Here is a 24,029-nt window from a genome sequence, read left to right as displayed (position 1 = left end):
AGGGGAGGCAAAACAATGAATAAAGAAGCAATCAAAGATCATAAAGATTTGGGAATTTATAAAATTGCCTTTGAAGCAGCAATGAAAATTTTTGAGTTATCAAAGAAGTTCCCTGTCGAGGAAAGATATTCGTTAACTGATCAAATTCGTAGATCATCACGTTCTGTGTGTGCAAATATGGCAGAAGCATGGAGAAAACGGCGTTATGAAGCAGCTTTTATCGCTAAATTAAATGATTGCGTTCGCGGAGCGTGTCGTAGACAAGCAGAAGCTGCCGAAACTCAAACCTGGATTGAATTTGCTGTCAAATGCAACTACATGAATGTAGAATTAGGACGAGAAATTTATGCAAATTACAACCAAGTTTTATCTGGTCTGGTGAATATGATTAATAATCCATCACCTTGGTTGAGAAATCACTAATCCCCCCCTGCTCCCCCTGCGTCCCCTGCATCCCCTGCTCCCAGTGAGGGTTTACCTGATGGCTGATGTTGTTCCTGCGCCATTACCGACAAATATGAAAGTGATGACATCAATGGCAATTACGATGGAGAACGCTAAACCAACTTGAGTAACAATCGGTCGCCAGTCGTTACCTTGCTGTGCTTGGTTATAGGCAAATAGAGAAGCAGCAGCAACCAGCAGCAAGAATGCACCTCGGATGAGGTTAAATGTTAAACCAACAACGTTGGCATCCAAAGTGCTAGTAGAACCGCCTCCGGCTTGGGAACTTTGTTGAGCTAAATTGTTGAAGAAGCTTTCCAACCCACTTAAGAAAATAGCTTGGGCTGGAGTTGTAAAGGTATCGAGTAAAGCGGTAACAGTGATAATGACGGCAACAATATGCCAAAAGCGAATTTTTCTACCTAAATACTTTTCTAAAATTGGTACTGTCCGAATTACATACCCAATACTCAAGAAAACAATGGTGGCACATCCCAAAATAGTGACGAATATGGGTTTGGTCGCTAACAAATAAATTCCAATCGCAAGACATAGTAAAATGAAAAGTAAGTCAGTGCGGTTGATTTTCAGGTTTCTCAAGTTGGTTGAAAATTTACGAGATGACAGCAATTTTAACTGAGAAATGTGAGATTTTGTGTTGTTCATTTTTCTCTTCTCGTTTGTAGAATTAAACTTGCATTTCTGGTTTGCTGGCTTTTCTTTGAGTTTGTTTCTGGCGTTGCCTTGCAGTATCTTTATCAGTCTGGGCTTGGGTAGAGCGAGTTGATTGCTGATTGTCCAGTAGCGTTTCTATCTCACGCAGGGGGATGCTACACTGCAAAATCTCTGGGGGCTGCCCTGGTACTAAAACGGCATCAAGCACTTGTTCATCGTTACGATTAGGGTTAAATCCTTGAAGTAGCCGTGTATCATTGGGCAGTTTTACTACTTCAAATTCGTACTTGACTTTGCCTTTTTCAGTCCAGGTGAATGTCGGTTCATCATTGCTGTTAAATCGGTTAGGTAGTTGTTCTTGAAATTTTTGAATTAATGCTTGGGTACTGGCTTTGAGGGCGTATTCTTCTTTCGACTGTGGCAGTTTGCAGATGCCCGTCTTTTCATCAGGGCTAAGATTGTCTTGTGCGATCGCCCACTGTCCCTGAGTGCGAGTACCAGCAAAGAGTGTTTCACCTTGGGTATTTTCTAAGGCGATGGCTACGCCCGCCGCAGGCATCGCTACCTGCTTGTCCTGTGCTTCTACCCATAAAGTTTTGTTACTGGAAATGGCGATACCTGCTTGGGGTGATTGGTCAAATAACTCACCAGCAACTTTGGCAAATCCAACTAAAGCATCAGCACAAGCAGCTTGCTGTTGCTGTGCTTGGCGTTTCGTTAGATGTTCTAAAATGTCAACGTCTGCTGGTGGCTGGTTAGCAGAGTTAGGTTGGACAATATCTGCATCAGTTTCTGACTCGACAACAGTAGAATTATTTTGTGGTGCTGCCATCTGTTTTTCCAATCGGCTAATTACCATTTCTAAACGGTCAAGTCGCTTGGAAAGAACTTTCAGGTAGGCTTCAATTTGATCAAGCTGTTCGCTGACACTGGCATCCTTATTTAATTCAAATGGTTGAGATTGGTATTTGGGGTCTAGTTTGTCACCAAGATTATCTACTTTCGAGCCGATTTTGGTAGCAGCTACAGCCAGTGGATTGTCTGCGGCTGATTTTTCAGATACAGTTTGAAAATCTTGAGACTTTTGAGACTCTGGTGAGTCCGGCTTTGCTTCTTGCAAGCGACTGGCTATGTTATCTACGCGGTCATTCTGCTGTTGCAGTTCTTTGAGAATTCGTTCAAGCCGCTTTTCATCAGCCTCAGCTGCTAGCTGCTCCAAAACACCTTGTCCTACCGCAATTCCTAGAGATGCCAGTTGTCCTGTTAAGCCTGCCAAATTCACCCCATTCACTTCTCGTCCATTGGTGGCAGCTGTGGCACTTAAACGCGAAGCTTCGTCTAGAGGCTCTCTGGATTTGGAGTTTTTGGCAGCAGTTTTATTGGTATTAACTCTGTCCTGAGTTTTAGGTTGTGTTTTAGGCTGAGACTTACTTTGGGTTTTAGTTGAAATTTTGGCTTGAGTTTTATGGGCTGCGCTAACACGACTAACAGATGGCTCGTCTTCTTCACCTAAGTCATCTAGGTCATCAAGTTCGGTGTTGAAATCGTCATTTAATAGGTCGTCTAGTTCGTCGTTTGTATCATCTATTTCTTCATTTTCTTCATCTAAATCGAGCAGGTCATCTTCTAATTCATCATCGAGATCGTCTAGTTCTGTTTCAGCAAAACCGCAAATTTCAGCAATGTTAGAAGGGGTGAAGTAGTTTTCATCTTTGCTGGTAATTCCTTCGAGGTTTTTAATCAGGTATTTGCCACTAGTTCTGTGGTTCGGATCGTTGGTGAGGTAGAAGCGATAGCCTCTAATCTCGTCATCATCCCCACCTCCAACACAGAGTTCTACTGTAATGGGGGCTTTACCCGATTCCTGGCTGTAGTTTTCTACATAGGCTTTAAAGTCCTCGTGGGACTGGATAGAATCATCCTGAATTGAGGATGCGATCGCTTTATCCAATGTGTTTTCAATATGGCGGAGTTTGCGGCGATCTGTCAGGTTTTCCCATGAGCGATTTTGAGAATTTTGTCTTTGCTTAGGTTTGGTCAGTGTTTTGGTAGCCATAGGTACTCAAAGCTGATTGCCTTAGCAGTTAGCCTAACAAGGCTTGATCTAGAAATAGCTAGACCAAATGGCGATTTATAAGTTGTCCAGTTGGCTAATGTTGACAGTTAGCAGTTTTATGAACAAATATCCTCTTAAGGATTAAGGAATTTGCGCCTATCCTATAATGTTCTAGTAAAGTTTACTAGAACAATTTAGTCTACTACCAACTGTGAGATGAACAGTACAACACAACCATTACCACCCCCAGGTGGGATTGATCCTCTCTCACTACCATCTGTCCCATTAGGAAATCGGGCGACACTTCCAACCGTGCCAGCAGTCTACTTCTGCATAGAGGCAGACAACAAAATACTGTATATAGATTCCACACTCAATCTAAATCAAAAGTGGATTGCCAATAGTCAATACAGTCATCTCGCGGCGATGTCCGATGTTCGGATCGCGTGGTTGTTAGTAGATGAGCCTGAAAACTTGGAAGGTATAAAACAAGCCATGATTGAGTATTGGGAACCAACACTTAATGACTGGCGCTACAAACTACAGCTGATTCAAGATTTAACTATCGATGGGTGGCATGATTTCCAAAAGGTGAACTTGGAAATTTGGGCTATGTACAGAGATGCTGTGATGCCCACGCCTGCGCCTGAAAATATTGCTGCTGCTTACAGAAACGAGATTAGAAATAAGGCAGAAGAATTTAGAAAGGTCAAGTCTCAGGAGCGCCGCCAACGACTTGACCAGCTGCGGGCTGAGGTACGAGAACTAGAGAGCAGTGGATTTGTACCCCCAGCTGGTTGCTACCTCAGCACTTACAAAGTGAAAAAACTCTACGGCTGCTATGAATACTGGAAATTGTGGAGTCATTACCCAGTGTTCCCGGCAAAGATGAACGACAAGCAAAAAGCGTTCTGGTTAAGCCAAGGCAAGGACTACCAGAAAAGCGGCAAGGTTAAAACCATGCATCTAGGGAAGCCTGACACCTTGGCATACAACGTAGCAATACAAGGGTTAGCAACCCGTAGGCGTATTGAGGCATTGCAGCGAGAAATTGAAGTGCTGTTATGGAGTTTCGACGATGAGAGCAAGGAATAAACATAAACCCAACTCCAACCCATATTGTTCTAGTAAAGTTTACTAGAACAATATGGAAACGCGCACACTAAGAAAAGCGATGCCTTTTCGTTGGCGCAGCCTAAGAAGAGAAGTGCGGGCTACGCCTACACAAGTACTACTCAGAATTGTCTACATTTAGTTTGACTTTGAAATATTGCCGCTTTAGCTTCGAGTCGCCACGATTTGCATACTGGTTAGATTTTTCAAAAATGGTTATCAGTCCGCGTTTCTCCATTTCCTTAAAAAACCACTCCCATCTGGCCAAGTCTTCTGGTGTAGCAGTAAATCGCAAATCGTTAATTTCACCCATCAGCATCACCCCATCTGACTGTATCTAAGAACTCAATAGCATCACTTCCCCAGGTGTCCCAAGCTCTGTTTCCTGGTTCACAGTCTTCTTCCCATCCATGTCTAGACTGTCTAGCCTGACTATCTTCACCTACTGCTAAAGTAGGAGGGTCAAGAACATCCAGACGCGATTCAATCAGAGCGATCGCTGCTGCAAGAGTTGCAATCTGATCTCTGTCCTTCCTAATTTCCCCCATTAAGCCTATCTGATTATTAGCTATACGCCGTTTCAACTCATCCACCTCTACCTTGCTAATAGTTGGTTTAGCTTGGGTAGATTGAACAAGCAAAGGAACTGTTAGACGATTCTTCAACGCATCCAACACAAATTCTTTAAGAGAAATACGCTCATCCTGCGCTCGTGCCTTTACAGCCTCAAGTAGTTCTTTCTCGCCCTCTCCATCAAATTTGATGTTTAATTGTGGTCGGCTCATGACTAGACTTGACTAGACTTGTCTACCCAATAATAGAACAAACTGCTTACTTTTTGTCCCTCTTCGTACCGCAGCCTGCCGTAGGCATCGCTCGTCTCAATTATCCTTCTTGGGGTAGAAATGGCGAAGCTGTCATGAAGTGCAAACTAAACTGTTTTGATAGAATTGCATTTCTCCATCAGATCGATAACGCTAGATGTTCACTCCTCCAAAATAGCCGAAAATCAATCTTCTGATTTTGATACATTTCATTGATAGGATTAGAATAAAGACTGTTTTTCGGATCAAAGCTTTCGGTAAAGTAGCTGTGTTTCTTAAGTTTATTAGCTATGGTAAGGAATTATATGGATATGCTAGATGGTCTTTATATACTAGATGAAAATCAACAGCCTATTACTCCAACAACTCTTGAGCAGTGGTCTAAGTGGCGGAAAGATGATAATAATCTACAAGTAGATTTAAGTGTTTTTTCTTGGGGAAAAGTCTCTACAATCTTTCTAGGAAAGGATTATTCCAATTTCCCTAATCAAGAGCCACAGCTTTTTGAAACTATGGTTTTTGGAGGTGAACACAATGGTCAATTCAGGAGATATTCAACTTGGGAGCAAGCAGTACAAGGACATAAAGAAGTTTGTATGTTAGTTAAGGCTATCGGGGAAAAAGAATCCTAAGATTAAAAGGAAATACGTTTAAATTCCCAAACTAACATCGGCCACTCATAACCATCAGAATCAACTACAGTTATGTACCATCTAAAAGAGGCTGTATACCTCTTTAATTCCATTGACTTAACTAACATATTATCTTCATCAGCAGTATCGTATCTATGACCGACTTGAATTAAATCACCAACTCTAGTAATGGCCACTTCACATTCATAAAAAACAATGCCTCCATCGTCACCTATGGCAACGGGGAAGACATCAGGCGAAAAAGGATAAGCAATAACATACTGTTCTTGTTTTTCGGTTAGCTCAATACCACATTCTTTAACAATCTTCCGAGCTATTTCCGAGCGGTTCATAGTTAAAATTAATAGTTATTAAGTCTCTGTGTCGGTGGTCAAAAGCTTATTGTTTATTTTACTTTATAAAAGAGGTAATAAATTAATCAAATGTTAAATAATCAGAAATTTCTGTCTGTTCTAACTCACTTAAAAAGCCAGCTAATGCAAATGGACATTTACAACTTAGCTCTTGTTCTATAAAATCAGCATTTAGGTGATATTCTAGGCACACAATCTCAAAAATATCTTCAGTGGTTAATTCTAGATTTTCATCTAATTCCACTATCCGCGCTTCTATTAAGTGAATTAGCTTTTTAATAGAAAAGTAATTTTTTATTTTGGAAGAAATTATTAACTTATTTATTTTAGCAACTATCATTTGTAAATCTGCTCTTCTTTTTAAACGTAATCTTCAAATAGGAAAATACTGTTGTAAGATTGGGTACAAAGAATTAGCAATTGCCTCAAACTTATCACCGTCTGGATAGGGACGAGAAATTTCCTCCCCATCTTCATTCAACCACTCTTGCCGTATGGGAGTGTACTCAAGCGATAGAATTGCAGTTCTCCACCAGCCCGATAACGCTAGATGTTCACCAGACCAAAACAGCCGAAAATCAATCTTTTTATTTCGATAAAACTCATTAATAGGATTAGAATAAGGACGGTTTTTAGGATCAGAACTTTCAGTAAAGTAGCCTTGAAAATCAATTTTTAAAAAACCTTTATCAATTTCTGCTGTTAATTTAAATCGAGAGTGTGGATAATGAGTAGATAAGATTTTTGCTGCTGCTAACTCAAATTCTATAGGTAAAGTAGATAAAGTCATTAATAATTTCCTTGAATATCGATGCAAACATTATTGATAACCTGTTTAAATTGATAAAAACTGTCTATTATTTATGCATAGGCTTGGGCTGCAATCACGCAAATAGCCAACTTCAATTCTAATGATAAGTTTGATAAATTCATAGCTCTTTTTTGCTGTCAACTCATGACCACATTAGGGACACATTAGCTGAGTTTTCTCAGGCTAACATCTTCAATTGAGACTAAGGTTTTTCTTGAGCAACGCCATACCTGAGCCACATCTGCAAATATCCTTTATTTGATACACCATTTTTATGGGCTTTACTTCGGTTTGAAAATATCTTTAATATATCAAATAAAAGCTACTCTAAAATCAATAATTTTTAAGAAAAGTCTTATTGGGGTTTCAAAGGTAATCGTAAATTTATAAAAGCGCCTATACTATTTTACGCATTTAAATAATCTCCTTTACCACTTTAGTTCAACTCTATATCTTGACTGCTAATATGGTGTCCATTATGTGATAAATCATGTTTGATGTGAAGTAACTGCTCTCTCTCTAAAATCATCGCTTCTAGCTCACTGGCACGTTCTTCTGAAAGTGGAAGTATCTCTTCACCCGTCTGTAGATTACCTCGACAAATTGTTCGCTTACCTTCATTTCGCACAATAAAATCACCACTGGGTTGCACATAAGCAGTCCAATGACTACCAATTTTAAACTGCTCAATTTCATTACTTGCAGATTGATTGGCTTGTCGCTGTTCGTAGGTAGTAGCGATCGCCCCTACTAAATTATCAAACATTTCTTTACGCCAGAGTTCACGGTGAATAGCTCGGAATTGCCCAGCAGTATCTAACTTTGGTTCTGATTCCAGTAATGGAACTTCTGGCAGATTGATTGACTCAGGATTAACCTTGAGGATAATACTAGAGCCATCTGGCTGCAAATTAGCTGCAAATGTAGCACCAATTGGTAGTTTCGGACTGTCAGGAGCAAAAGTGCCTAAATTCTTGCCATCGATCTGTAATATTGGTGTACCGTTGTAACGATAATGCTCTGGGTGTGATTCGGGTAACTCAAAAACTCCCACTTCCAAAGTAACGCTGCGCTTTTTCCATTGCTTACTAGCAAAGTTTTCATTGGCGAAGTGATTGTATTTGATACCCAACACTTTAATTTCATCAAACTGAAAATCCTGAAGCTGTTGACATACTTCCTCTGTAAACAAGTTATATGCCAAAGCACCAACACCTGAATCCTGACGTGATGTTGCCCAACTATGATCTGCTGGAGGAATAATTCTCAAATCCTTCGGAATATTAAGTTCATCTAAATCGTTAATGTTTTCGCCAAATTTAGCTGCTAATTTATCAACTACTTTGGGGGATAAGTCTTTCAAAGCAAATTCAATCAGAGGTAATTGAGGATGAATTGTGGCATCAAATTTAATTCCCTTTTGTTCTAAAGATTCTTTCCATTTAATAGCACCTGCACCGAAAGGAACACTCAAAACATAAATATCCTGTGGTAATGCAACACTTGGCAGTTCATAATCGTTCTGAAACGAAAACGTAATTTCCATCTGTTCTGCCAGTTTTAAACAGTCTTTGCGATGCCGATCTAATTCTGGACGAGTGTGTTGTGTATGCCACAGTGCTGCCGCCCCTTCTCTGCGAGACGCTACGCATTGGCGGAGCTTGTCCGCACGACTTACAAATCGTTCCTCTGAAGTGGGGAATAATTCATCAATTTCCGCCCGATAGCTTTCGTAGAGCTTCCCTAGTTCCTCATTAAAGGCTTCCCTGTCATCTCCCACCCGTTCCTTAATTTCGTCTCTAGCTTGCTGAAACCTTGTTTTCAGTTCTTCTGCCCATTCCAAGGCATCTACAGATAGCGTCTCTTTAGGAAACAGGTAGCGAAACTCATGCCTATCTCTGCTACGAATGCGTGTTGGTTCCCACAAAGGATTGACTACAACTCTTGCAATAACGTTAATTGAGCCAGGTGCATCCGCAGGCATGGCAAAAGAGCGATAAAGCCGTTCATCTTTTTTAAAGTCAAAGAAGTAACTGGGGTGAGACTCTGACCATTTTTTGGCATCGGCGAGTAAATTTTCTCCACCTATTTCCTTGATATCTTCCAATCTTTCTGCACTTTTGGGCGAATCTACCTCAACCTGAAGTGCCTGAAATAGACGGTTTAGTAGCTTCCTTTGTCGTCTGTCAAATCGCTCCACATTCTCACCGTCTTGGGGCATCGATGACTGTACGCGCCCAATGTTTGTTGCTACTAGCCCTACTTTATTTTGACTGCTGGCAGCAGCAATCTCTGCTAAATTTTTGTATTTTAAGTTGCCTTGTTCGTCTGTGATTTCCGTATACGCTAGCTTAGAGCGTTGTTTAACTGGCTCAAATCGTCCCGGTTCACCTGCGCGGAGAGTTTCTTGAGCAATATTAGGCAGTTTACTGGCAGAACTGACCATTAATTGGTCGCCGTCAAAATCGGCTTGGTGGTATTCCTCAGCATCCTTGGGGTGAATCCAAACTACATTGCGAGTTTTTTTTAATTCTGGATCGTGGATATTTTGGTAGAGGCGGATGTTGTCTGAGTTGACGATGGGATAACGGGTGAGAATGACATCTCCTTCCGGTAGATGGGGTACACAGATTGTGCCACGAGTTAGGCGATCGCATGGCATTGCCATACCCGAATTATGGTTGTATCCTCCCTTAATCGCTAGGTCACGCCATTGATTGGCTATGTAATCGGTGGCAAACTTACGAAATTTAGGGGTTTCAATCAATTGACCATATTTATCGCTACGTAATAAGGAAATCCAGCGAGATTCCTGTGCTTGATTGTTAGCATTACCCTCAATTTCGTTAAAAGCTTCTTCTGGCTGCTCTTGCTGCGATCGCTGTTGTTTGTCATATTGTTGAATGATGTATTTTGCCAACACCAAGGGATTACGCTGCAACTCGGCAAGTTCTCTAGCTTTTTCTTGGGTGGGTTTGCTCAAATCTTGTTTGACTGCTTCTTCTGAGTACCAAATGGTAAACTGCCAACTATTATCGTAGCTGGTAGCTTTGGCGTTACCTCTATTCCCGATTACCGCTTGGGGAAACTCATAGTCACCGCAGGTGATTAAGTTTTTGAGTTCTGACTTTTTAATGCCTTTAATTGAGGAACGATCCATAATAATGTCGTAGCCTTTAGCATCAGTCAAATTGGCATCGGGTAGGAAAGTACCTTTGGACAAGAAGCTGGTTTTTGGGCACTGAGAATTATCTGGTTCAGCCCAATTACTCCTCCAGGCAAACCGAAATTGGAATGGACAATTGCCTTCTCCTCCCAATTGTTTGGCAAGTTGGGGCGAAATCTTGCCGTGACAGTCTCCTGTTTTATAATGAGCATACTGTGGGTCTTCAAAGTCTACAATTTTAACTCGCAGCCCTGTAAAAGTTTCTGAGCCTTTGTAGCAATTGCTAACTAGTAAAGAACCATAGCGACAGGCAGTATCCGGTTCTGTAGCGAATAAGCGTGTAATTTTTTTATGCAGTGAACCATCAGCAAAGTAATAACTATTGCCAGAACTGAAAGCTAACTTGCGTCGGATTCCATCACTAAAGGTTCTTTGTCTTAAATGGTTGGCATCTGGATTTTTACTGTCAATTTTAACCAGTAATAGAGATTGTAAATCTTCTGCTTCAAACATCTGTTCGAGCAGAGAATTTTTAATAATTTCTGGTTCAGATAAATATCTCCCCTTACCATTGTTATACGACCCATTAAAGATAGGTATGCTCAAACCAGAACCTTCTAAGACTCTAGTGGTTAAATCCATTACCAATCATCTATTAGATAGCTTATTTAGCAAGCATAAGACTCCAATATTCACCTTGGCACGAAATTACACTCGATAAAATCATCCAAGTGGATAATTTACTGATTTCATGGCAGACGGTATTTTATAGGGTGTTAGCTCTGCTAGCAGACTTCCAAGAAAGTTAAATAGCTGAACAGCACTTTTAATCGTATTATCATTTTTCTACTGTGTTACTTAAGCTACACAATTTTCAAGCTACCACTAGATTTTATGAATAAAAGAATTCAACGGCTAGAAGACGGTTTATTAGTAATGCTTTATGACGATGACCCAGATTCACCAGGAGATGAGTTGATCACTCCTTCTGATGATATATCGCAAGATGATCATTACCCCGAATATGCTCATCTCAAACCTGGTGAAAGCATAATAATTAAGGAAAATCCTATCAAACCTACATCAGGTTCTTATTATCCAAGTGGATATGAAGATTTAGATGAATTCCTCAATAGCAATCCTGGAGCAATTGATAGACTAGGTTATGAAAGTTCAACTAATCGTGGTTGGCGTCCACCTGAACCAGATGAATCTTGGTAAAACTACCTTAAGAGGCACGCATTAATAAGTTACCTTTTTGAATAACTGAAAACCTTGATTATCAGTTTTTTGATAAAGTAGGTAGGTTATTTCGGTGCAAATCCTTAAGCTCGATTTACCAAATTTTTTATGCTGATAACATTTTTGAATACGCTGTTTCCACAGGTAAATAAACTGTGAAGATACTGCCTTTCCCAACAGTCGATGAAACAGAAATATTTCCCTGATGGGCTTCAACAATTTGACGGGACAAATACAATCCTAAACCGTTCCCCCGACGTTGATGCTTGCCCTGTCGAAAGCGATCAAATAAGAGTAATTGTTCTTCTGGATTCATGCCAATACCTGTATCCTCTACTTCAATCGTTACCCCTTGAACAGTAGAATTGAGGCGAACTTCTATTGACCCAGCATCACTGAAGCGAATGGCGTTACCAACTAAGTTAGTGAGTAGTCGGCGTAGTTCCAGGCGATCGCCTTTAACTCTAACTAAAGAAGCTTCAGTACCCTTTGTCAAGACAGCTTTGAGAGTTAAATGTTTAACATCGGCCAAAGGCATTAGTTCTTGCACTACTTGCTGACATAATTCCCACAGGTCAACTACAAAGAAATCCAAAGTTTTGCCTCCAGCTTCATACTGGTAAACTTCTAACAAGGTATCGACCATTGACAACAAAGTTTGGTTACTCTGAGCCATTTGTTCTAAAGATTCACGCATTGCTGATAAGGTATTACCAAAAACACCTCTTTGTAGCAACTTTAGGAATTGGTCAGCAGCTATCAACGGAGTTCGCAGGTCGTGAGTGAGACGGGTCACAAAATCTTCCCGTCGCTGACTAAGGAATAGTTGTTCATCCATACTGTGTTTCAGTCTCAACAAAGCCCGCACCCTGGCCAGTAATTCCTTCTTATCTACCGGCTTGCGAATAAATTCATCTGCACCTGCATCTAAACCTTTGACGACACTTGATTTTTCAGAACCTGTCACCAGCAAAATTGGGATAAAAGGTAAGTTTGAATTGTGCTTAATTTGGCGGGTAACTTCGTAGCCATCCATATCCGGCATCACCACATCTAGCAGTACCAAATCGGGAGGAGATTCAGCAATTTTTAGCAATGCTTCAGCACCACTGTCGGCTATGATCACGTTGTATCCCTTCAGCTTTAAAGTGACTTGCAGCAAGCGGAGGCTGTCAGCTGAGTCATCCACCAGCAGAATTCTTTGGTTTCTTTGTTCTGAAGTTATATTCCAAGATAAAGTGTTCTTCATAAAACGCCTTTAATAAACCTAATCCCTTCCGAGTAGAGAAATAGAGTAGTCAAGCTAAATTTCGTTGGGAAAAGTGTAATTTCAACCGCCATGCTGACCACTACACGGCGATGAACATTCATCAGAATTTTCTGAAACTCAAGGCATTGGTCAACATAATTCGTAATTTGTAATTAAGAAACTGGTTATAGTCTCCCATCTTTACAGGTCACAACCTTATGGTTGGGGTCTAAATTTCCATCCATAACGCAATACGGTTCAATTAAGCTCTTCTTTCCTCTCTCTGCGTCCTTGGCGTTCTTGGCGGTTCGTTAAAAAAATTGACTTTGACAAAGAGTTTTAGCCCTAACTGAACCGTATTGATCCATAACGTAATTACGAATTGTTAATCTGGCTATGTTATGTGTAAGAGCCAAGGTTCTCGCTTAGAAATAAGCTACATCCTCCTCTAAGTGTGATGTGGACACAAGTCAGAATAAACTGTATTGGTTTCAGTTTAACTTCAGTGCTTTTATATTTTTTTATACTTTAGGAAGATTTTTTCAGAGAATTTTCAGATTAAACGATGTCCATTTTGAACACTGGAGCTTTTTCAACAGCCAGTTGAGATATGTAGCCTTTGATATATGAACTTTTCAACCAATACTGTAAAAACTACTGGTTTCAATCTGGATGAGGTTTAATAACATTGAAATGCCGCTTTGCATCTCAATAGCCACATTTTGGCTAAATAGCTAAAATTTTTCGTCCAATGGAGTAATCCTTTCCTTGAAACCATATTCGACAGTTAAGAAAGTATAGTTACCAAGCTGCTGAGGTAAATGATGGGAGATATTCGAGTAGCAATTATTGAAGACCATAGCTTAACGCGGATTGGAATGCGTAGTTCTCTCAATGAGCAAGAAGGTATTCAAGTCGTGGGTGATGAAGCTACAGCCTCCAATGGGTTGAAACTGCTCCAAAGTACAAAACCAGACATAGTGATCGTTGATATTGGCTTGCCGGATAGAGACGGAATATGGCTGGTGCAGCAGTTTCGGGAATCTCTAGTGTCGGAAACTGCTGCACAGACTAAAGTAATAATGCTTACTTCGTTTGCCAAAGAGCAGATGGTACTGGCAGCGTTTGCAGCTGGGGCAGACTCTTACTGTGTGAAGACAATTAAGTTCGAGTTGTTGCTGGAAGCGCTGCATATCACCCATGAAGGTCAGTCTTGGATTGATCCAGCGATCGCTCGCATTGTTCTCAAGCATACTCGTCAAGGAGCAGCAGCGACGGTAAAACCGAATGCTACTCAGACGGTGACGATCTCTGCAATTGATCCAGAGCAAGCAAGCATTCTGCAAGCAGATCCATTAACAAATCGGGAACTGGAAGTCTTGGAGTTAATTGTCCAAGGCTATAGCAATAACGAGATTGCCCAGAAACTCTATCTCAGCTTGGGAAGTGTAAAAGTATATGTGCGTGGGGTTTTGAACAAGCTTTGTGCAAGCGATCGCACCCAAGCAGCTGTATTAGCGTTGCGGGCTGGTTTGCTCAATTGAAGCACCGTACAGAAGCAACTGTACAGTGCTTGGTTATTAACTTGAGAGGGGAGCGATGTCTACGACGGTCAATGAGCTTTGTCGTACCACTTCCCTACGGGACGCTACGCGAACGTGGAAGCAAGCTAGCAAGAGCGTCTCGTAGAGAAATGCGGGCTACGCCTACGCGCAGGATTGACCGAGGAGAATCGCCTGCATAATACTGACTTGCGTTGTATACAGGGATTTTCCGCTACCACTCTCTAAGTCGAAATAAGTAGCAAATCGTCGTAGTTTCCCCGTCGTCAATTGCAACAAGTAATCAAAAGCTTCCGCAGCAACTCGCTGGTTAATGCTCAAGGACTGGCTATTGAGCAAGGCCATTTGTTCACAGGACAAGTTGTTGTCTGCCAACTCTTCTGGTTGTGAAACCAGTAGATCGGGTTGCTGTATAGTTGGCGCAGGTAAGCGAAAGCAGCCCAAAGCCTCAAAATGATAGTCATTGGGGTTAGTAGACAGATGGGAACCTAATATTACCTGACCACTACGCTTGGAGTTACCGCAATCCAAATGCCAAATGTGAGGCGCGGGGCGATGAGTGTTGTGCTGAAGTACTTGGGTAATTGACTCTCTGGCTTTGGCATTATCTACACAAGCAGTGACAACAATCAGGGTATTGTAACTGGGGACAATCCATTTGGGTTGGAAAGGTTGAGCGATCGCTGTAACTTCCATCTTCCAAGCCAGGGAGTAGCGCAGTGCCAGAGTTTTGGCTTTGTTGAGTCCGATTTCTGCATCACAGAAGCACTGGCGTAAAACGTTAGCTGACTCAACACGATCCGGGTCAACAAAGTAGAGTTTCACCTGTTTACCTTGCTGAGAAAGAACTCTACCTAACCGAACCAAAGAAGGAGCCAACCAAGAACCAGTACCACCGCACCCAACTAGCCACAGTTCTATCTTCGAGTAGTTGACAGTCACGACAGGAGAAGCATTTGCCAAATCAAGATTTAGCTCCATAGTACGGTTGGTTAAGTTGATACAGGTATTGGTGAGGGGACAAGCATTTGCTAAATTGAAATTCACCTCCATAGCTTCTCCATCACATTTACAGGCGGTACATCGGTACTGTAAAATTTGCAGCCAGATGAAAGTGAGACATCAACCATAAAAAAGTCTCGGTCGATGTCAAACACTGCTCTAGCAGGTACATCCCAACAGTGGCGAAACAGTCCAACCCGGATTTTAATCTCTGGTTTCAGGGTATTAACTCTACCTAGTACTCCATAGATGCGAAAGCCAGATTCGTCAGCATTATCAGTGGTAGAGAAAAAGGCAGGTAAGGAACCGTGGGAATGGATGTCTACAGCCGCTTTCTGGTGGGAAGAGTCACTCCCAGAATGAGTTGGCTGGCAGCTAGTTGGAGTTTGAATTTGTTCTGGGACTTGTAAATCCCAGCCTGCATCAGTAGAGTGGAGGTGAAAGAGAATTTCATGAAATTGATTGCCAGCTTGATAACTCGACCGCCACATTTCCAGTAGTAGCGGTTTGGGAATTAAGGGAGTGACTTTGAGATAAGGTGTTAGGTGAGGTAGCCCTTTGATAGTTTGGGAACACAAGCAAATAGGCATTAATACCTCTATGCCAGGACGAATGGCTCTAGCAAAGATGCCATTTCCGGCATAAAGGTACTCTAGTCCACTGCTGGTGTGTGTTGGCAGAGATGAATTTGTGACAATTTTGTAACCAATAATACCTTCAAGCAATGGGTTCATCGAGGATTTCCTGCACAAGCATAGCGACACTTTTCTGATTGCCGATAGGCACAAGGTCAGATACAGGATAGGTTGAACGTCTGCATCTTTTGTGCAGTTTTAGAAGTTGCTGGCGAACATCCTTGCGGTATTTTTGTGATTTACTTATTGTTAAATGGTTGGTGAAAATACTGGAAATAAACAAATTCCAAGCATGGTTAATTGATAGACCATTAGCAGCAGGTGGTTCGTTCACTCCCCAACACACCTGTCCAGAACTGTAGACATTGGGTAGTGGCACATGAAAAGCTGGTGCTTGAGGAGTAAACTCCTGTTCTTGAATTGCCCAAACCCAATATTTTAATCCCTTGCCCACAAACACCATTGCAGGTAGCGGAACGCTTAAAGAGCCAAGTTCATCGCAGTTAATCGTATAAGTGCTTGGTGCTATGAATTTTACCAAATATGTGTCTGTACTGCCCGTACCCCAGCGCACAATTCCTGGTTCCATCCAACCAGTATCAATTGGTTCATTGCTGAAAGCAATTCTCAGGGCTGCGGGTGAGATACATTTGTAAATATGAGCATCGGCAATTTCTTTGTCTCGGTGATGGAAGATGTAAATGCCATCCAAAAACAGCAATTCTGCTTGAATTACTGGAGATTTTCGGGGAGGGTCTGCCAAAATTGCTCGTAGAATTTCGCTGGATAGAATTGGTGTGGATGTAACGTCGATTAACGTGGTTTCAATGCTTGTTTCCATAGTTTTAGTAGGATTTGAGCATGAGGTTTTAAGTCTGCTTCTAGCCAATCAATTAAGTTGGCTGCACAGTTCAGCATTCGGTTTGCTTGCTGCCATTTTCTAGTGAGCAAATCAATAGATGCTTTTGACCAAGGAAAAGAGGTGCAGTCAGGTTGGTAGTAATAATCGTCTGCGTACTCGTCCAACCAAAGGTTTTTAGTTTCATGGTCTAGCAGCTTTAAAGTTAAAGGCAGAAACTTTAAAGGATTATCTAAGTGATGACACTGCCGTTTCAGTTTTTTGTGGTCAATTTTGTCTGGGTGGTCGATGTCACTGTACGTAATTTCGTAAATTGCAAATTCACTATCAAACCAATCGCTACCTTCTGGGTGTATGTCATCAAGCCAACGGCGACTGTCATGGCTAAAGGGTAAAAGTAGTTGCCAACCATCTTTGAGATGTTCAATTTCTCCATCCATTGTCCAGTCAATACCCATTGGGGTAATAGGAATGCTGTGCAATCTTTGTTCGTAGGCTGTTTCTACAGTCCAGTGAGATAACGGAAACAGATGAGTGTAAATCAGTACAATGAATTCCAGTTCTCTGGGACTATGGCAATCTACATCTGTAGGTGGGTAAATAGTCGCTTGGCTGGCTTTCCATTCGGTAGGAAAGTAGTGCTGATACAGTGCTAGTAAGGAGTAAATGTTGAGTTGGGTTTCCAGATAATCGAGTGATTCTGTGGCATCTAAGGTAAATTGGCACTGATAAAGACTATAGATTGCCTCTGCCATACTGAGGGGTACGAGGTGAGACATACTTTGTAAAACTCGCTATTATGGGGGTTGGAATTAAAGAAGAGATGCAGGTAGGGTATAGGGTCTACTTCAGCCGAAATGCAAACTGCTGTAATTTGGACAATAATTTACCCCTCAAGTCAATTTCCAACTCCTTTTATCAGCACTCAAAAACCTTCAGGGATAACGCTAGAGGTGGGAGTGCAGGCTATTAGGGATTTTAGGGTTTGGTTGAGTGACTCAGAAAATTCCGTTCCAGCTGCGATCGCCTCTTCAATCTGGACTGATAGCTGTGCTGCATTTTCCCAGTCAATTCCAGTGATGATCTGACGTTGACGCATTTGGTGGCACATTTGGACTGCGGGGTTGATTTCTTCAGGAGCCACTATCAGGGAATCTAGAGAAGAAGTACCTTTTTTACCGGGCTTCTTGATGATGTGAATGGGTTCTCCTGGTTTACGCTCAATGTCTGCGTTTGCTAGTTCAGCACAAAGAGGAGTAAAGGCATCCCGTAGTAATTGGTCATTAATGGCGATCGCTTCTGGAATCCAGTGTTGTTGACCTTCGTAGATAACAAGTAATTTGTTACTATTTGTAGTAGTCATGGCATTTAAAACAGTGAAATTTGCGTAGTATTACTGGCTGGTTTAGTAGTATCTGAGCTAGCAGTTTCAGTGCGAATTGGAGTCTGGGCAGTGGGCGGTTTATTGGTTTTGACAGCTTTAGTCTGGGCTATATTCCGGCGAATTTGGCGATTAGGAAAATCGGCTTTCAGTTCGTCCAATAGTTGAACAATTGCAGGTGGTAAATCACCGAGTTCTTCTTGTTTGAGCATGGTAACTACAGGGAAATCACCGTGACTGCTAGCAGCAATCATTACAGGTCTATCTCCTGTTTGTTGTGTAGGTAGTAAAGTGATGACGATTTGAACTTTGCATTGCTCAAAAATAAATGGTTCTAGTTGATTTACCTTGTTGGTAGCAGATGTTTCTATGTCATCGTCGTCTAACTCATGAGAGTCGATTTCATCTTCGCCGTAGCTATTTTCATCGCTTACTGGTTCTAAAAGTTGCAAAAAGTTAGGTTTGCCTGCACGCAAGCGTTCCCTATCAAATAGCAATCCTAAAGCTTGGAATTGTTCTTCAGCAGTGGTTTTTCCCTGTTGTTCTGAAATGTAAGATTTTAAAGTTTCAGATGTAAGAGTGAGATTGGCTTTGACAATGGCCTGTTCTGGTGTTAGCCATTTTGCGGTCATAGCTTTTTTGGCCTTGTTAACTGGTGTGCAAGCGGTTGTGGCGGTAGCCAGAAGTAGAAACTGTTTTTGAGACTACGGTACTGCTAGACTAAAAGATATCCCCTTTGCTTTTCTTCGGGAGCCATGTCTACGGTAATTACCCAATCCCTGACTCTGGAGGAGTTTCTCAAGCTACCAGAAACAAAACCTGCAAGCGTTTACATTAATGGTGAGATTATTCAGAAGCCAATGCCAAAAGGGAAGCATAGCCGATTACAGTTAAGGCTATGCAACAGTATTAATGATGTTGCCGAAAGCGTGCATATTGCTTATGCCTTTCCAGAACTGCGCTGTAGTTTTGGTATCCGTTCAATAGTACCTGATGTAGTGGTTTTCAACTGGTCGCGTATTCCCTTTGCTGCTGATGGGGAAGCACCCAACGATTTTCTGCTTCCTCCAGACTGGACAATTGAAATTCTTTCTCCCGAACAAAGTTCAAATCGAGTCACAGGCAATATTCTCTATTGCTTAGATCATGGTTGCCAATTAGGTTGGTTAATAGACCCAGAAGATCGTTCTATTCTGGTCTTCCGTCCAAATCAACAACCAGAACTTTTGCAGGGTGATGAGCGTTTGCCAGTGTTAGCCGGGATAGACTTGGAGTTAACTGTTACTCAGGTGTTTGGTTGGCTAAAAATGAGCAGTTAGAGAAACAGCTAAAACAAATTCTCCACAAATTTTTGATAAAGTAAAAACAGGAGTTTCAGCCATCGTGAATCAGGAGTATTCACCATTGGTTTAAGAGCGTAGATGCTTATAAGGCTTGTCGCCAAACATCGCTTGCTTTTGAGCTAGGGGTATTGCCTTAAATGCTAACTAATAGGTTGTTTTGCTCCCTCTCTGTATTTACCTGAAATGTCCGCTTGTCTTGACTTATAAAAACTTTTTGGTTGACGTATAAGTAGTAGCCAACAAAACAGTAAAATTTCTGCTGTTGGCTGATAAATTAGTTAAAGCTATTGTTAAGTTAAAAGCGAGTCTTTGAAGTCATGAATTGCTGTTGCTGTCAAAGCATAGATAACTCGGCGCTTACGCTGGATGTGAGTGCCATCTACAGGAATACCTTTCTTCCAAGCAGCAATAATAGCTTTCTTGTCTGCTGAGTAAACAGTCTTTTCTCTGCGGTATTTTGGAGACAATTGTTCTGCATCTATCAGCACCTCACAACTTGGCGGATTTTCTTGAATTGTAATGCGAAGTGAATTACCAATCATTTGCTCAGGTAGAATTCCTGCGGCGGTTTGTTCTAAAATAGTTTCATCTAATTTTTGTCGCCAGCGTTCTAGTCTTAATAGTGCTGATTGATGTACAGCTTTTAGATGTTCTAGTCGTTGCTTAATAGCCGTTATTTCAGCATCCAGTTGCAATGCTAATTCTGCTTGGATATCAACAACTTCTTCTTGAACTTCCTGAGTTTCCCAAATAGCGGTGATGATAGCAGCTTCCTCTTCAGGAGTCTGGCAATTAGTTAGCTGTTCCCAGAGATGAGCAGCAGTTTGGGAAAGTCCTGCTAAGGATTGTTGAGCGAGTGTTAAATTCATGATTACCACTCCTCACAAACTTGATAGTATTCATATTCAGCTTCAATCTGTTCTAAGATAGCTATAGTGCCTGAATCTAAATTAGTATTGAAAGATAAGTTTAAAGTGACCTTTTGTGGAGGTTGAAGATTTTGATTAGCAGCAGTAGTTGAGTCAGGCGAAGTTAAAGTTATTGTCAGCATTTGCATGAATGTTGCTTGCTTAACGCCAGAAACCGTGGCGCGATAGCGCGTCTGGAGAGCAACCGCAGCAAGTTTATCTGTCAATGACTACGATTCCAAACCCTCATACAAATACCCGAAAAAACTGAAGGGGCGACATGAAGCCTATAAAGCTGTTTTATTCCATTTGGTAGCCAAGATGAAGGCTGTTTCATTAATTCTTTCATGGGTATCTCCATTAATCTTGGAGTTGCGGTCAGCGACAACAGTTCCTCAACGGACACGAGATCGCGCTCACATAATTCGATTAAATACCCAAGGATGGAATGTACCAGCGATCGCTAAAATTATTGTTACGCAATCAATACCGCAGCGATTGCCACAAATGGCTGGAGGATTTCTACATTCCTTGTTTAGAGCGATCGCTCACCTACGATCGGGCGGTTGGCTTCTTCTCCAGCCCTTCAATGGCAGTGGCAGCAAAGGGTGTTTCGACTCTGATCCAAGTAGATAGCAGAATATGACAGATTGCCTTAACGCATTTGTCTCAAGAGGGCGTGGACGCGATCGCCCCTTCAAAATCCGCGCCATAGGTAGTCGGTAAGTTGCTGCCCCACTCGACGTTCTTCGTTGGGGTCATCAGGTTTCTTCCAACCCAGGGCTTGATAGAGGAGTTGGCGGTGGAGGTCGAAGCTAGCTTCAATCAGGTCGCCGTAGGTGGTGGCGGCAGCAATCGCCCAGTTGTAAGCGAAGAAGAGACTGAGGAGAGCAATTGGAATGATTTTCCAAGACCAAATCCCCCAGCCCAGCCCCAAGATACTCCATAAAAAGAGCCGCACGTTGTTATTTAGCTCGCTTTGAGCCGCTTGAATGTCTTTCTTAGTAGCTTCTGGTAAAACTAACCAAAGTCGGGACCAGCAGATAATCGCGTCTAAGCCGTAACGGTAATAGGGGCGGCGTTCAGCAGCACGGAGGATGTTACCGAGGCGAGTAGGGAGGATGTCGTGGTCTTTTTCGGGAAACTGGTGAAGAAGGCGATCGCAGCGGACAAATTCGGCACGTTCCCAAGGGGTGGCAGTGTGGTTGTCGAGTTTAGGGTTGATGAGTTTGAGGATGGTAATGAGGCGGCGACGGCGAAATTTTTGGAATTGGGTGCAAGGGATGAGCAGGCGACGTAACCCCGGATACCAGTAGCCTTCGAGGGCACGGAGGACTTCAGTGTCGAAGCGTTGGGCAATGAAGGCAGAAGCGGCAATAATGCAGAGGGCAATCGCGAGGATGCCGATCTGAATGGGTTCACTATATTGTTTGAGCCAGGTTTCTAGGGTAGTAATGCCGTAGCGATCGCAGTATGCCAGTAGCCCCGCTAGCCAAAAGACGAAAGCTGGGGTGAGGAGGGTGGCAATCCATTGTTCGGCGAGCTTACCGTTGATGCCTTCTAGGAATTTGGGGGGCATGGGGGAAAGGCGCTCCTAGTCTAAAGGCGTTGTAGGGTGGCATCGGGATGTTTGAGGCAAGGAATAAGATCCATACCAATTCGGAAGATGATATCACGGTAATCACAATGAGGGCAGGCGTAGATCAGTCCACTGGGTTTTGCAACCATATCACCCGCCAGATTGGAATTAGAACGAACACGAATCAGGGTAGGGTCGAAATATTTGTCGCGCCACCGTTGGGTTTGAGGATATTGGTCAAGTATCTTCCAAATTTGAGCGATGTCTTTGCCCAATATGGACAATTCTAGTTGCGCTTGGACATTGACAACATCGGCTTGATCCAGCAGTTGCGGCAGGATGGGGGAAATGATTTCGGCAGCGTCGAGGATTTGTTGAGGGGTGTACATAGAATTGATTTAGCTGAGGTCTAGATTCCAGTGTAATTAAAGGCTGCCCAGTAGAAGGGGTGGGCATAGCGGCGATCGTCTGGGTTTGGGTCAAATAATCCCCCGTAGTTAGCGATCTCTCCAGCGGTGCTATCTCGTAGCCAAATTTGGGCTTGGCGCAGGGCTTCTGAGGGTTCTTGATTGTCAGTTCGCCAGAGGTCGTAGAATTTGGTGAGCAGGAGCATGGTGCTAAGGTCAGAGACAGACCAGAGGGAAGCGATTACACCTGCAACGCCTGCTTGCAGCAGCCCCGTGGGTAGGCTGATGGCTTCGTCGGCGTTTTTGATGCCAATCATGCCAGTTTCGCAAGCGGAGAGAATGGCGAGGCGGATACCCCGATCGCCCTCGGTCAGGTTCAAGGCGAAGATGTCTTTGAGGGTGAGGAGTCCATCGCTCATAAGCAGTCCACTGTTGAGGGGGTCGGTGAGGTTGGCGGTGCCGTGACAGGAGAAGTGGGCGATCGCCGCTTCAGGCAATGCCTGCTTGACAGTTGCAATCGTGGCTTCACTGTGCCTGAGCACCCTATGTTGGGGGAAACTTGCGATCACGCTTTGCACTTCCCGTGCTGAGTTGGGGAGATCATTGTGGGGATTGTCGATCGCCAGCATCGACTCCGCTGTTACCTGCTCGGCAATCCCTTGCACCACCCTGAGGGATTTGGCATTGGGGCTGTAGACGAAGTGGATGTCGTCGAGGGCGTAGCGGCGACCGGTTGGTTTCTTATCATCCTCTGTCCAGGCGGCGTGGAGAGGTAGGAGGCTGAGGTATCCAGTTGGTATGAGAACCGCTTGATCGACTTTCTGGGTTTGAAGATGAGAAATCAGAGGTGCCATCAGCAGCTCCCAGAGTTGATGGGTAACGGTGTCGATCGCATCGTACCAACCTTGGCGATCACGCTGGGATTGACCATAGGCAGTAAACCAGGTGCGAGCCAGCAGATCAACTAATTCGGTGTCAGTAAAGTCATTGAGCCAAATTGCATCGATGTTGTCGGGCATGACGAGCAGCGCAAGGCTGCCCACAGCAGTGTAGACCAGGTAAACCAAGGGCCGATCGCCCTTAACAGCCTGACGAATTTCAGCAAAGGTCGGTAGGGTCAGGAAGGTTTCGTAACCGGGAACTTGGCGGATTTGCTTGATGATTTTGGTGAGTTGGCGGCGGAGGGTGATCGCAGTTTCTCTGGTGTCTTCCGGGGTGACTTCGTGGCGATCTCTGGAAACGGCGCGATCGCGCTGCTGGTTCTCCAGGGTGCGAAGTTGCTGGGTGAGGTCTTGGTATTGGGTGTAAAGCTCGGGGTTTTGTAGTTGCAGTTGGGTGAGGTTGGCGCGATCCCGGTTGAGGCTTTCGCTCAGGCCACGGGCACGGCCTTGTTCTAGGGTTTCTACGGCTTGGGTCAAGTTGCCCGTCCGAGCCAGGACATAGGCCAATCGGCGCGGCAGGTCAGCTGTTTCCGCCAACTCCGCCGCTTTCCCATCCAGCAAAATGCAAGATTGATAGAGGATTTCCGCAGCAGCTAGGGCATCATCGTAGGCTGTCTTGGCAGCATTCCAGTTCTGTTGTTCAAAGTGAAGATTGCCAAGACCACGGGATGTTAGACGACAGTTTTTCGGGAACGCCTCGCGGGTATAGACTTGCAAGGCAAGTTGAAAGGCCGCAATTGCCTGCTCAATGTTCTCGGCCCGTTCTCCACGAATACGATCTTTGTAGGCAGTTGCCAGGTTATTTTGCGTCCCTGCCCAATCTTCT

General features: G+C 43.1%; 27 protein-coding genes. 7 read left to right on the top strand and 20 right to left on the bottom strand.

Annotation, left to right across the window (positions count from 1 at the left end):
- Positions 1–15 precede the first annotated feature (15 nt).
- Positions 16–423: a four helix bundle protein gene (locus tag VB732_RS04645; RefSeq protein WP_221704384.1), complete on the top strand. Its 408-nt coding sequence runs from the start codon at positions 16–18 to the stop codon at positions 421–423.
- Positions 424–474: 51 nt separating this feature from the next.
- Here VB732_RS04645 and VB732_RS04640 read toward each other — a convergent pair whose 3' ends face one another.
- Together VB732_RS04640 and VB732_RS04635 are read right to left on the bottom strand one after the other, a co-directional pair.
- Complete coding sequence (locus VB732_RS04640; RefSeq protein WP_323229676.1) at positions 475–1,110, bottom strand: hypothetical protein; 636 nt, start codon at positions 1,108–1,110, stop codon at positions 475–477.
- 22 nt (positions 1,111–1,132) lie between these two features.
- Positions 1,133–3,175, bottom strand: coding sequence for a hypothetical protein (locus VB732_RS04635; RefSeq protein ID WP_323229675.1), 2,043 nt, complete (start codon positions 3,173–3,175; stop codon positions 1,133–1,135).
- A gap of 216 nt (positions 3,176–3,391) precedes the next feature.
- Here VB732_RS04635 and VB732_RS04630 point away from each other — a divergent pair, with 216 nt between their 5' ends.
- Positions 3,392–4,270 (top strand): hypothetical protein, encoded by an 879-nt coding sequence (locus tag VB732_RS04630; protein WP_323229674.1) that lies wholly within the window; start codon positions 3,392–3,394, stop codon positions 4,268–4,270.
- Positions 4,271–4,406: 136 nt separating this feature from the next.
- On the opposite strand, the gene VB732_RS04625 is transcribed toward VB732_RS04630, so the two are convergent.
- On the bottom strand, positions 4,407–4,601 hold the full coding sequence (locus VB732_RS04625; RefSeq protein ID WP_199331162.1) for a hypothetical protein: 195 nt from the start codon (positions 4,599–4,601) through the stop codon (positions 4,407–4,409).
- Positions 4,594–5,073, bottom strand: coding sequence for a hypothetical protein (locus tag VB732_RS04620; protein WP_323229671.1), 480 nt, complete (start codon positions 5,071–5,073; stop codon positions 4,594–4,596). Before VB732_RS04620 ends, VB732_RS04625 begins: the two co-directional genes overlap by 8 nt.
- Before the next feature lie 344 nt (positions 5,074–5,417).
- Here VB732_RS04620 and VB732_RS04615 point away from each other — a divergent pair, with 344 nt between their 5' ends.
- Positions 5,418–5,744, top strand: coding sequence for a hypothetical protein (locus VB732_RS04615; RefSeq protein ID WP_323229670.1), 327 nt, complete (start codon positions 5,418–5,420; stop codon positions 5,742–5,744).
- A gap of 2 nt (positions 5,745–5,746) precedes the next feature.
- Here the strand turns inward: VB732_RS04615 and VB732_RS04610 are convergent, their stop codons facing one another.
- The 4 genes from VB732_RS04610 to VB732_RS04595 all read right to left on the bottom strand — a co-directional run bounded on the left by VB732_RS04610 (position 5,747) and on the right by VB732_RS04595 (position 10,737).
- Positions 5,747–6,097 (bottom strand): hypothetical protein, encoded by a 351-nt coding sequence (locus VB732_RS04610; RefSeq protein WP_323229669.1) that lies wholly within the window; start codon positions 6,095–6,097, stop codon positions 5,747–5,749.
- 82 nt (positions 6,098–6,179) lie between these two features.
- Positions 6,180–6,458: a hypothetical protein gene (locus VB732_RS04605; RefSeq protein WP_323229668.1), complete on the bottom strand. Its 279-nt coding sequence runs from the start codon at positions 6,456–6,458 to the stop codon at positions 6,180–6,182.
- A gap of 33 nt (positions 6,459–6,491) precedes the next feature.
- Complete coding sequence (locus VB732_RS04600; protein ID WP_323229667.1) at positions 6,492–6,908, bottom strand: hypothetical protein; 417 nt, start codon at positions 6,906–6,908, stop codon at positions 6,492–6,494.
- A 457-nt stretch (positions 6,909–7,365) separates the two neighbouring features.
- Positions 7,366–10,737, bottom strand: a complete 3,372-nt coding sequence (locus VB732_RS04595) for a hypothetical protein (RefSeq protein ID WP_323229666.1) — start codon at positions 10,735–10,737, stop codon at positions 7,366–7,368.
- 252 nt (positions 10,738–10,989) lie between these two features.
- Between VB732_RS04595 and VB732_RS04590 the strand changes: the two genes are divergently transcribed.
- Entirely contained in the window at positions 10,990–11,316 is a 327-nt protein-coding gene (locus tag VB732_RS04590) for a hypothetical protein (protein WP_323229665.1), read from the top strand.
- A gap of 127 nt (positions 11,317–11,443) precedes the next feature.
- On the opposite strand, the gene VB732_RS04585 is transcribed toward VB732_RS04590, so the two are convergent.
- Positions 11,444–12,586 carry a hybrid sensor histidine kinase/response regulator gene (locus tag VB732_RS04585; RefSeq protein ID WP_323229664.1) on the bottom strand — a complete coding sequence of 381 codons (1,143 nt, stop codon included), beginning with the start codon at positions 12,584–12,586 and terminating at the stop codon, positions 11,444–11,446.
- 824 nt (positions 12,587–13,410) lie between these two features.
- Between VB732_RS04585 and VB732_RS04580 the strand changes: the two genes are divergently transcribed.
- Entirely contained in the window at positions 13,411–14,130 is a 720-nt protein-coding gene (locus tag VB732_RS04580; RefSeq protein ID WP_323229830.1) for a response regulator transcription factor, read from the top strand.
- A gap of 162 nt (positions 14,131–14,292) precedes the next feature.
- Here VB732_RS04580 and VB732_RS04575 read toward each other — a convergent pair whose 3' ends face one another.
- From VB732_RS04575 to VB732_RS04550, 6 genes are all read right to left on the bottom strand, one after another.
- Positions 14,293–15,201 (bottom strand): ThiF family adenylyltransferase, encoded by a 909-nt coding sequence (locus tag VB732_RS04575; RefSeq protein WP_323229663.1) that lies wholly within the window; start codon positions 15,199–15,201, stop codon positions 14,293–14,295.
- Entirely contained in the window at positions 15,192–15,884 is a 693-nt protein-coding gene (locus tag VB732_RS04570) for a hypothetical protein (protein WP_323229662.1), read from the bottom strand. The genes VB732_RS04575 and VB732_RS04570 overlap by 10 nt, the downstream gene beginning before the upstream one ends.
- The gene (locus VB732_RS04565; RefSeq protein ID WP_323229661.1) at positions 15,868–16,626 is read right to left on the bottom strand and encodes a hypothetical protein; all 759 of its coding nucleotides are present in this window, start codon (positions 16,624–16,626) and stop codon (positions 15,868–15,870) included. The genes VB732_RS04570 and VB732_RS04565 overlap by 17 nt, the downstream gene beginning before the upstream one ends.
- Positions 16,599–17,423 (bottom strand): hypothetical protein, encoded by an 825-nt coding sequence (locus VB732_RS04560; RefSeq protein ID WP_323229660.1) that lies wholly within the window; start codon positions 17,421–17,423, stop codon positions 16,599–16,601. Before VB732_RS04560 ends, VB732_RS04565 begins: the two co-directional genes overlap by 28 nt.
- 146 nt (positions 17,424–17,569) lie before the next feature.
- Complete coding sequence (locus VB732_RS04555) at positions 17,570–18,007, bottom strand: hypothetical protein (protein ID WP_323229659.1); 438 nt, start codon at positions 18,005–18,007, stop codon at positions 17,570–17,572.
- Between the two features lie 5 nt (positions 18,008–18,012).
- Positions 18,013–18,657, bottom strand: coding sequence for a hypothetical protein (locus tag VB732_RS04550; RefSeq protein ID WP_323229658.1), 645 nt, complete (start codon positions 18,655–18,657; stop codon positions 18,013–18,015).
- 123 nt (positions 18,658–18,780) lie between these two features.
- On the opposite strand from VB732_RS04550, the gene VB732_RS04545 reads away from it, so the two are divergent.
- Positions 18,781–19,344, top strand: a complete 564-nt coding sequence (locus VB732_RS04545; protein ID WP_323229657.1) for a Uma2 family endonuclease — start codon at positions 18,781–18,783, stop codon at positions 19,342–19,344.
- Between the two features lie 314 nt (positions 19,345–19,658).
- Here VB732_RS04545 and VB732_RS04540 read toward each other — a convergent pair whose 3' ends face one another.
- Entirely contained in the window at positions 19,659–20,237 is a 579-nt protein-coding gene (locus VB732_RS04540) for a siphovirus Gp157 family protein (protein ID WP_323229656.1), read from the bottom strand.
- Positions 20,238–20,239: 2 nt separating this feature from the next.
- Positions 20,240–20,503 (bottom strand): hypothetical protein, encoded by a 264-nt coding sequence (locus tag VB732_RS04535; protein WP_323229655.1) that lies wholly within the window; start codon positions 20,501–20,503, stop codon positions 20,240–20,242.
- 94 nt (positions 20,504–20,597) lie between these two features.
- Here VB732_RS04535 and VB732_RS04530 point away from each other — a divergent pair, with 94 nt between their 5' ends.
- Positions 20,598–20,912 carry a hypothetical protein gene (locus VB732_RS04530; RefSeq protein WP_323229654.1) on the top strand — a complete coding sequence of 105 codons (315 nt, stop codon included), beginning with the start codon at positions 20,598–20,600 and terminating at the stop codon, positions 20,910–20,912.
- 61 nt (positions 20,913–20,973) lie between these two features.
- Here VB732_RS04530 and VB732_RS04525 read toward each other — a convergent pair whose 3' ends face one another.
- The 3 genes from VB732_RS04525 to VB732_RS04515 all read right to left on the bottom strand — a co-directional run.
- Positions 20,974–21,855, bottom strand: a complete 882-nt coding sequence (locus tag VB732_RS04525) for a hypothetical protein (protein WP_323229653.1) — start codon at positions 21,853–21,855, stop codon at positions 20,974–20,976.
- Between the two features lie 20 nt (positions 21,856–21,875).
- Positions 21,876–22,244 (bottom strand): hypothetical protein, encoded by a 369-nt coding sequence (locus VB732_RS04520; protein ID WP_323229652.1) that lies wholly within the window; start codon positions 22,242–22,244, stop codon positions 21,876–21,878.
- Between the two features lie 20 nt (positions 22,245–22,264).
- Positions 22,265–24,029, bottom strand: a 1,765-nt coding sequence (locus tag VB732_RS04515) for a CHAT domain-containing tetratricopeptide repeat protein (protein WP_323229651.1), incomplete at its 5' end; no start/stop codon positions are given.

The organism is Nostoc sp. UHCC 0252 (assembly GCF_034931145.1).
GTDB lineage: Bacteria > Cyanobacteriota > Cyanobacteriia > Cyanobacteriales > Nostocaceae > Nostoc.
The sequence above is the reverse complement of the archived record's forward strand: the minus strand, read 5'-3'. Positions and strand labels throughout refer to the sequence as shown.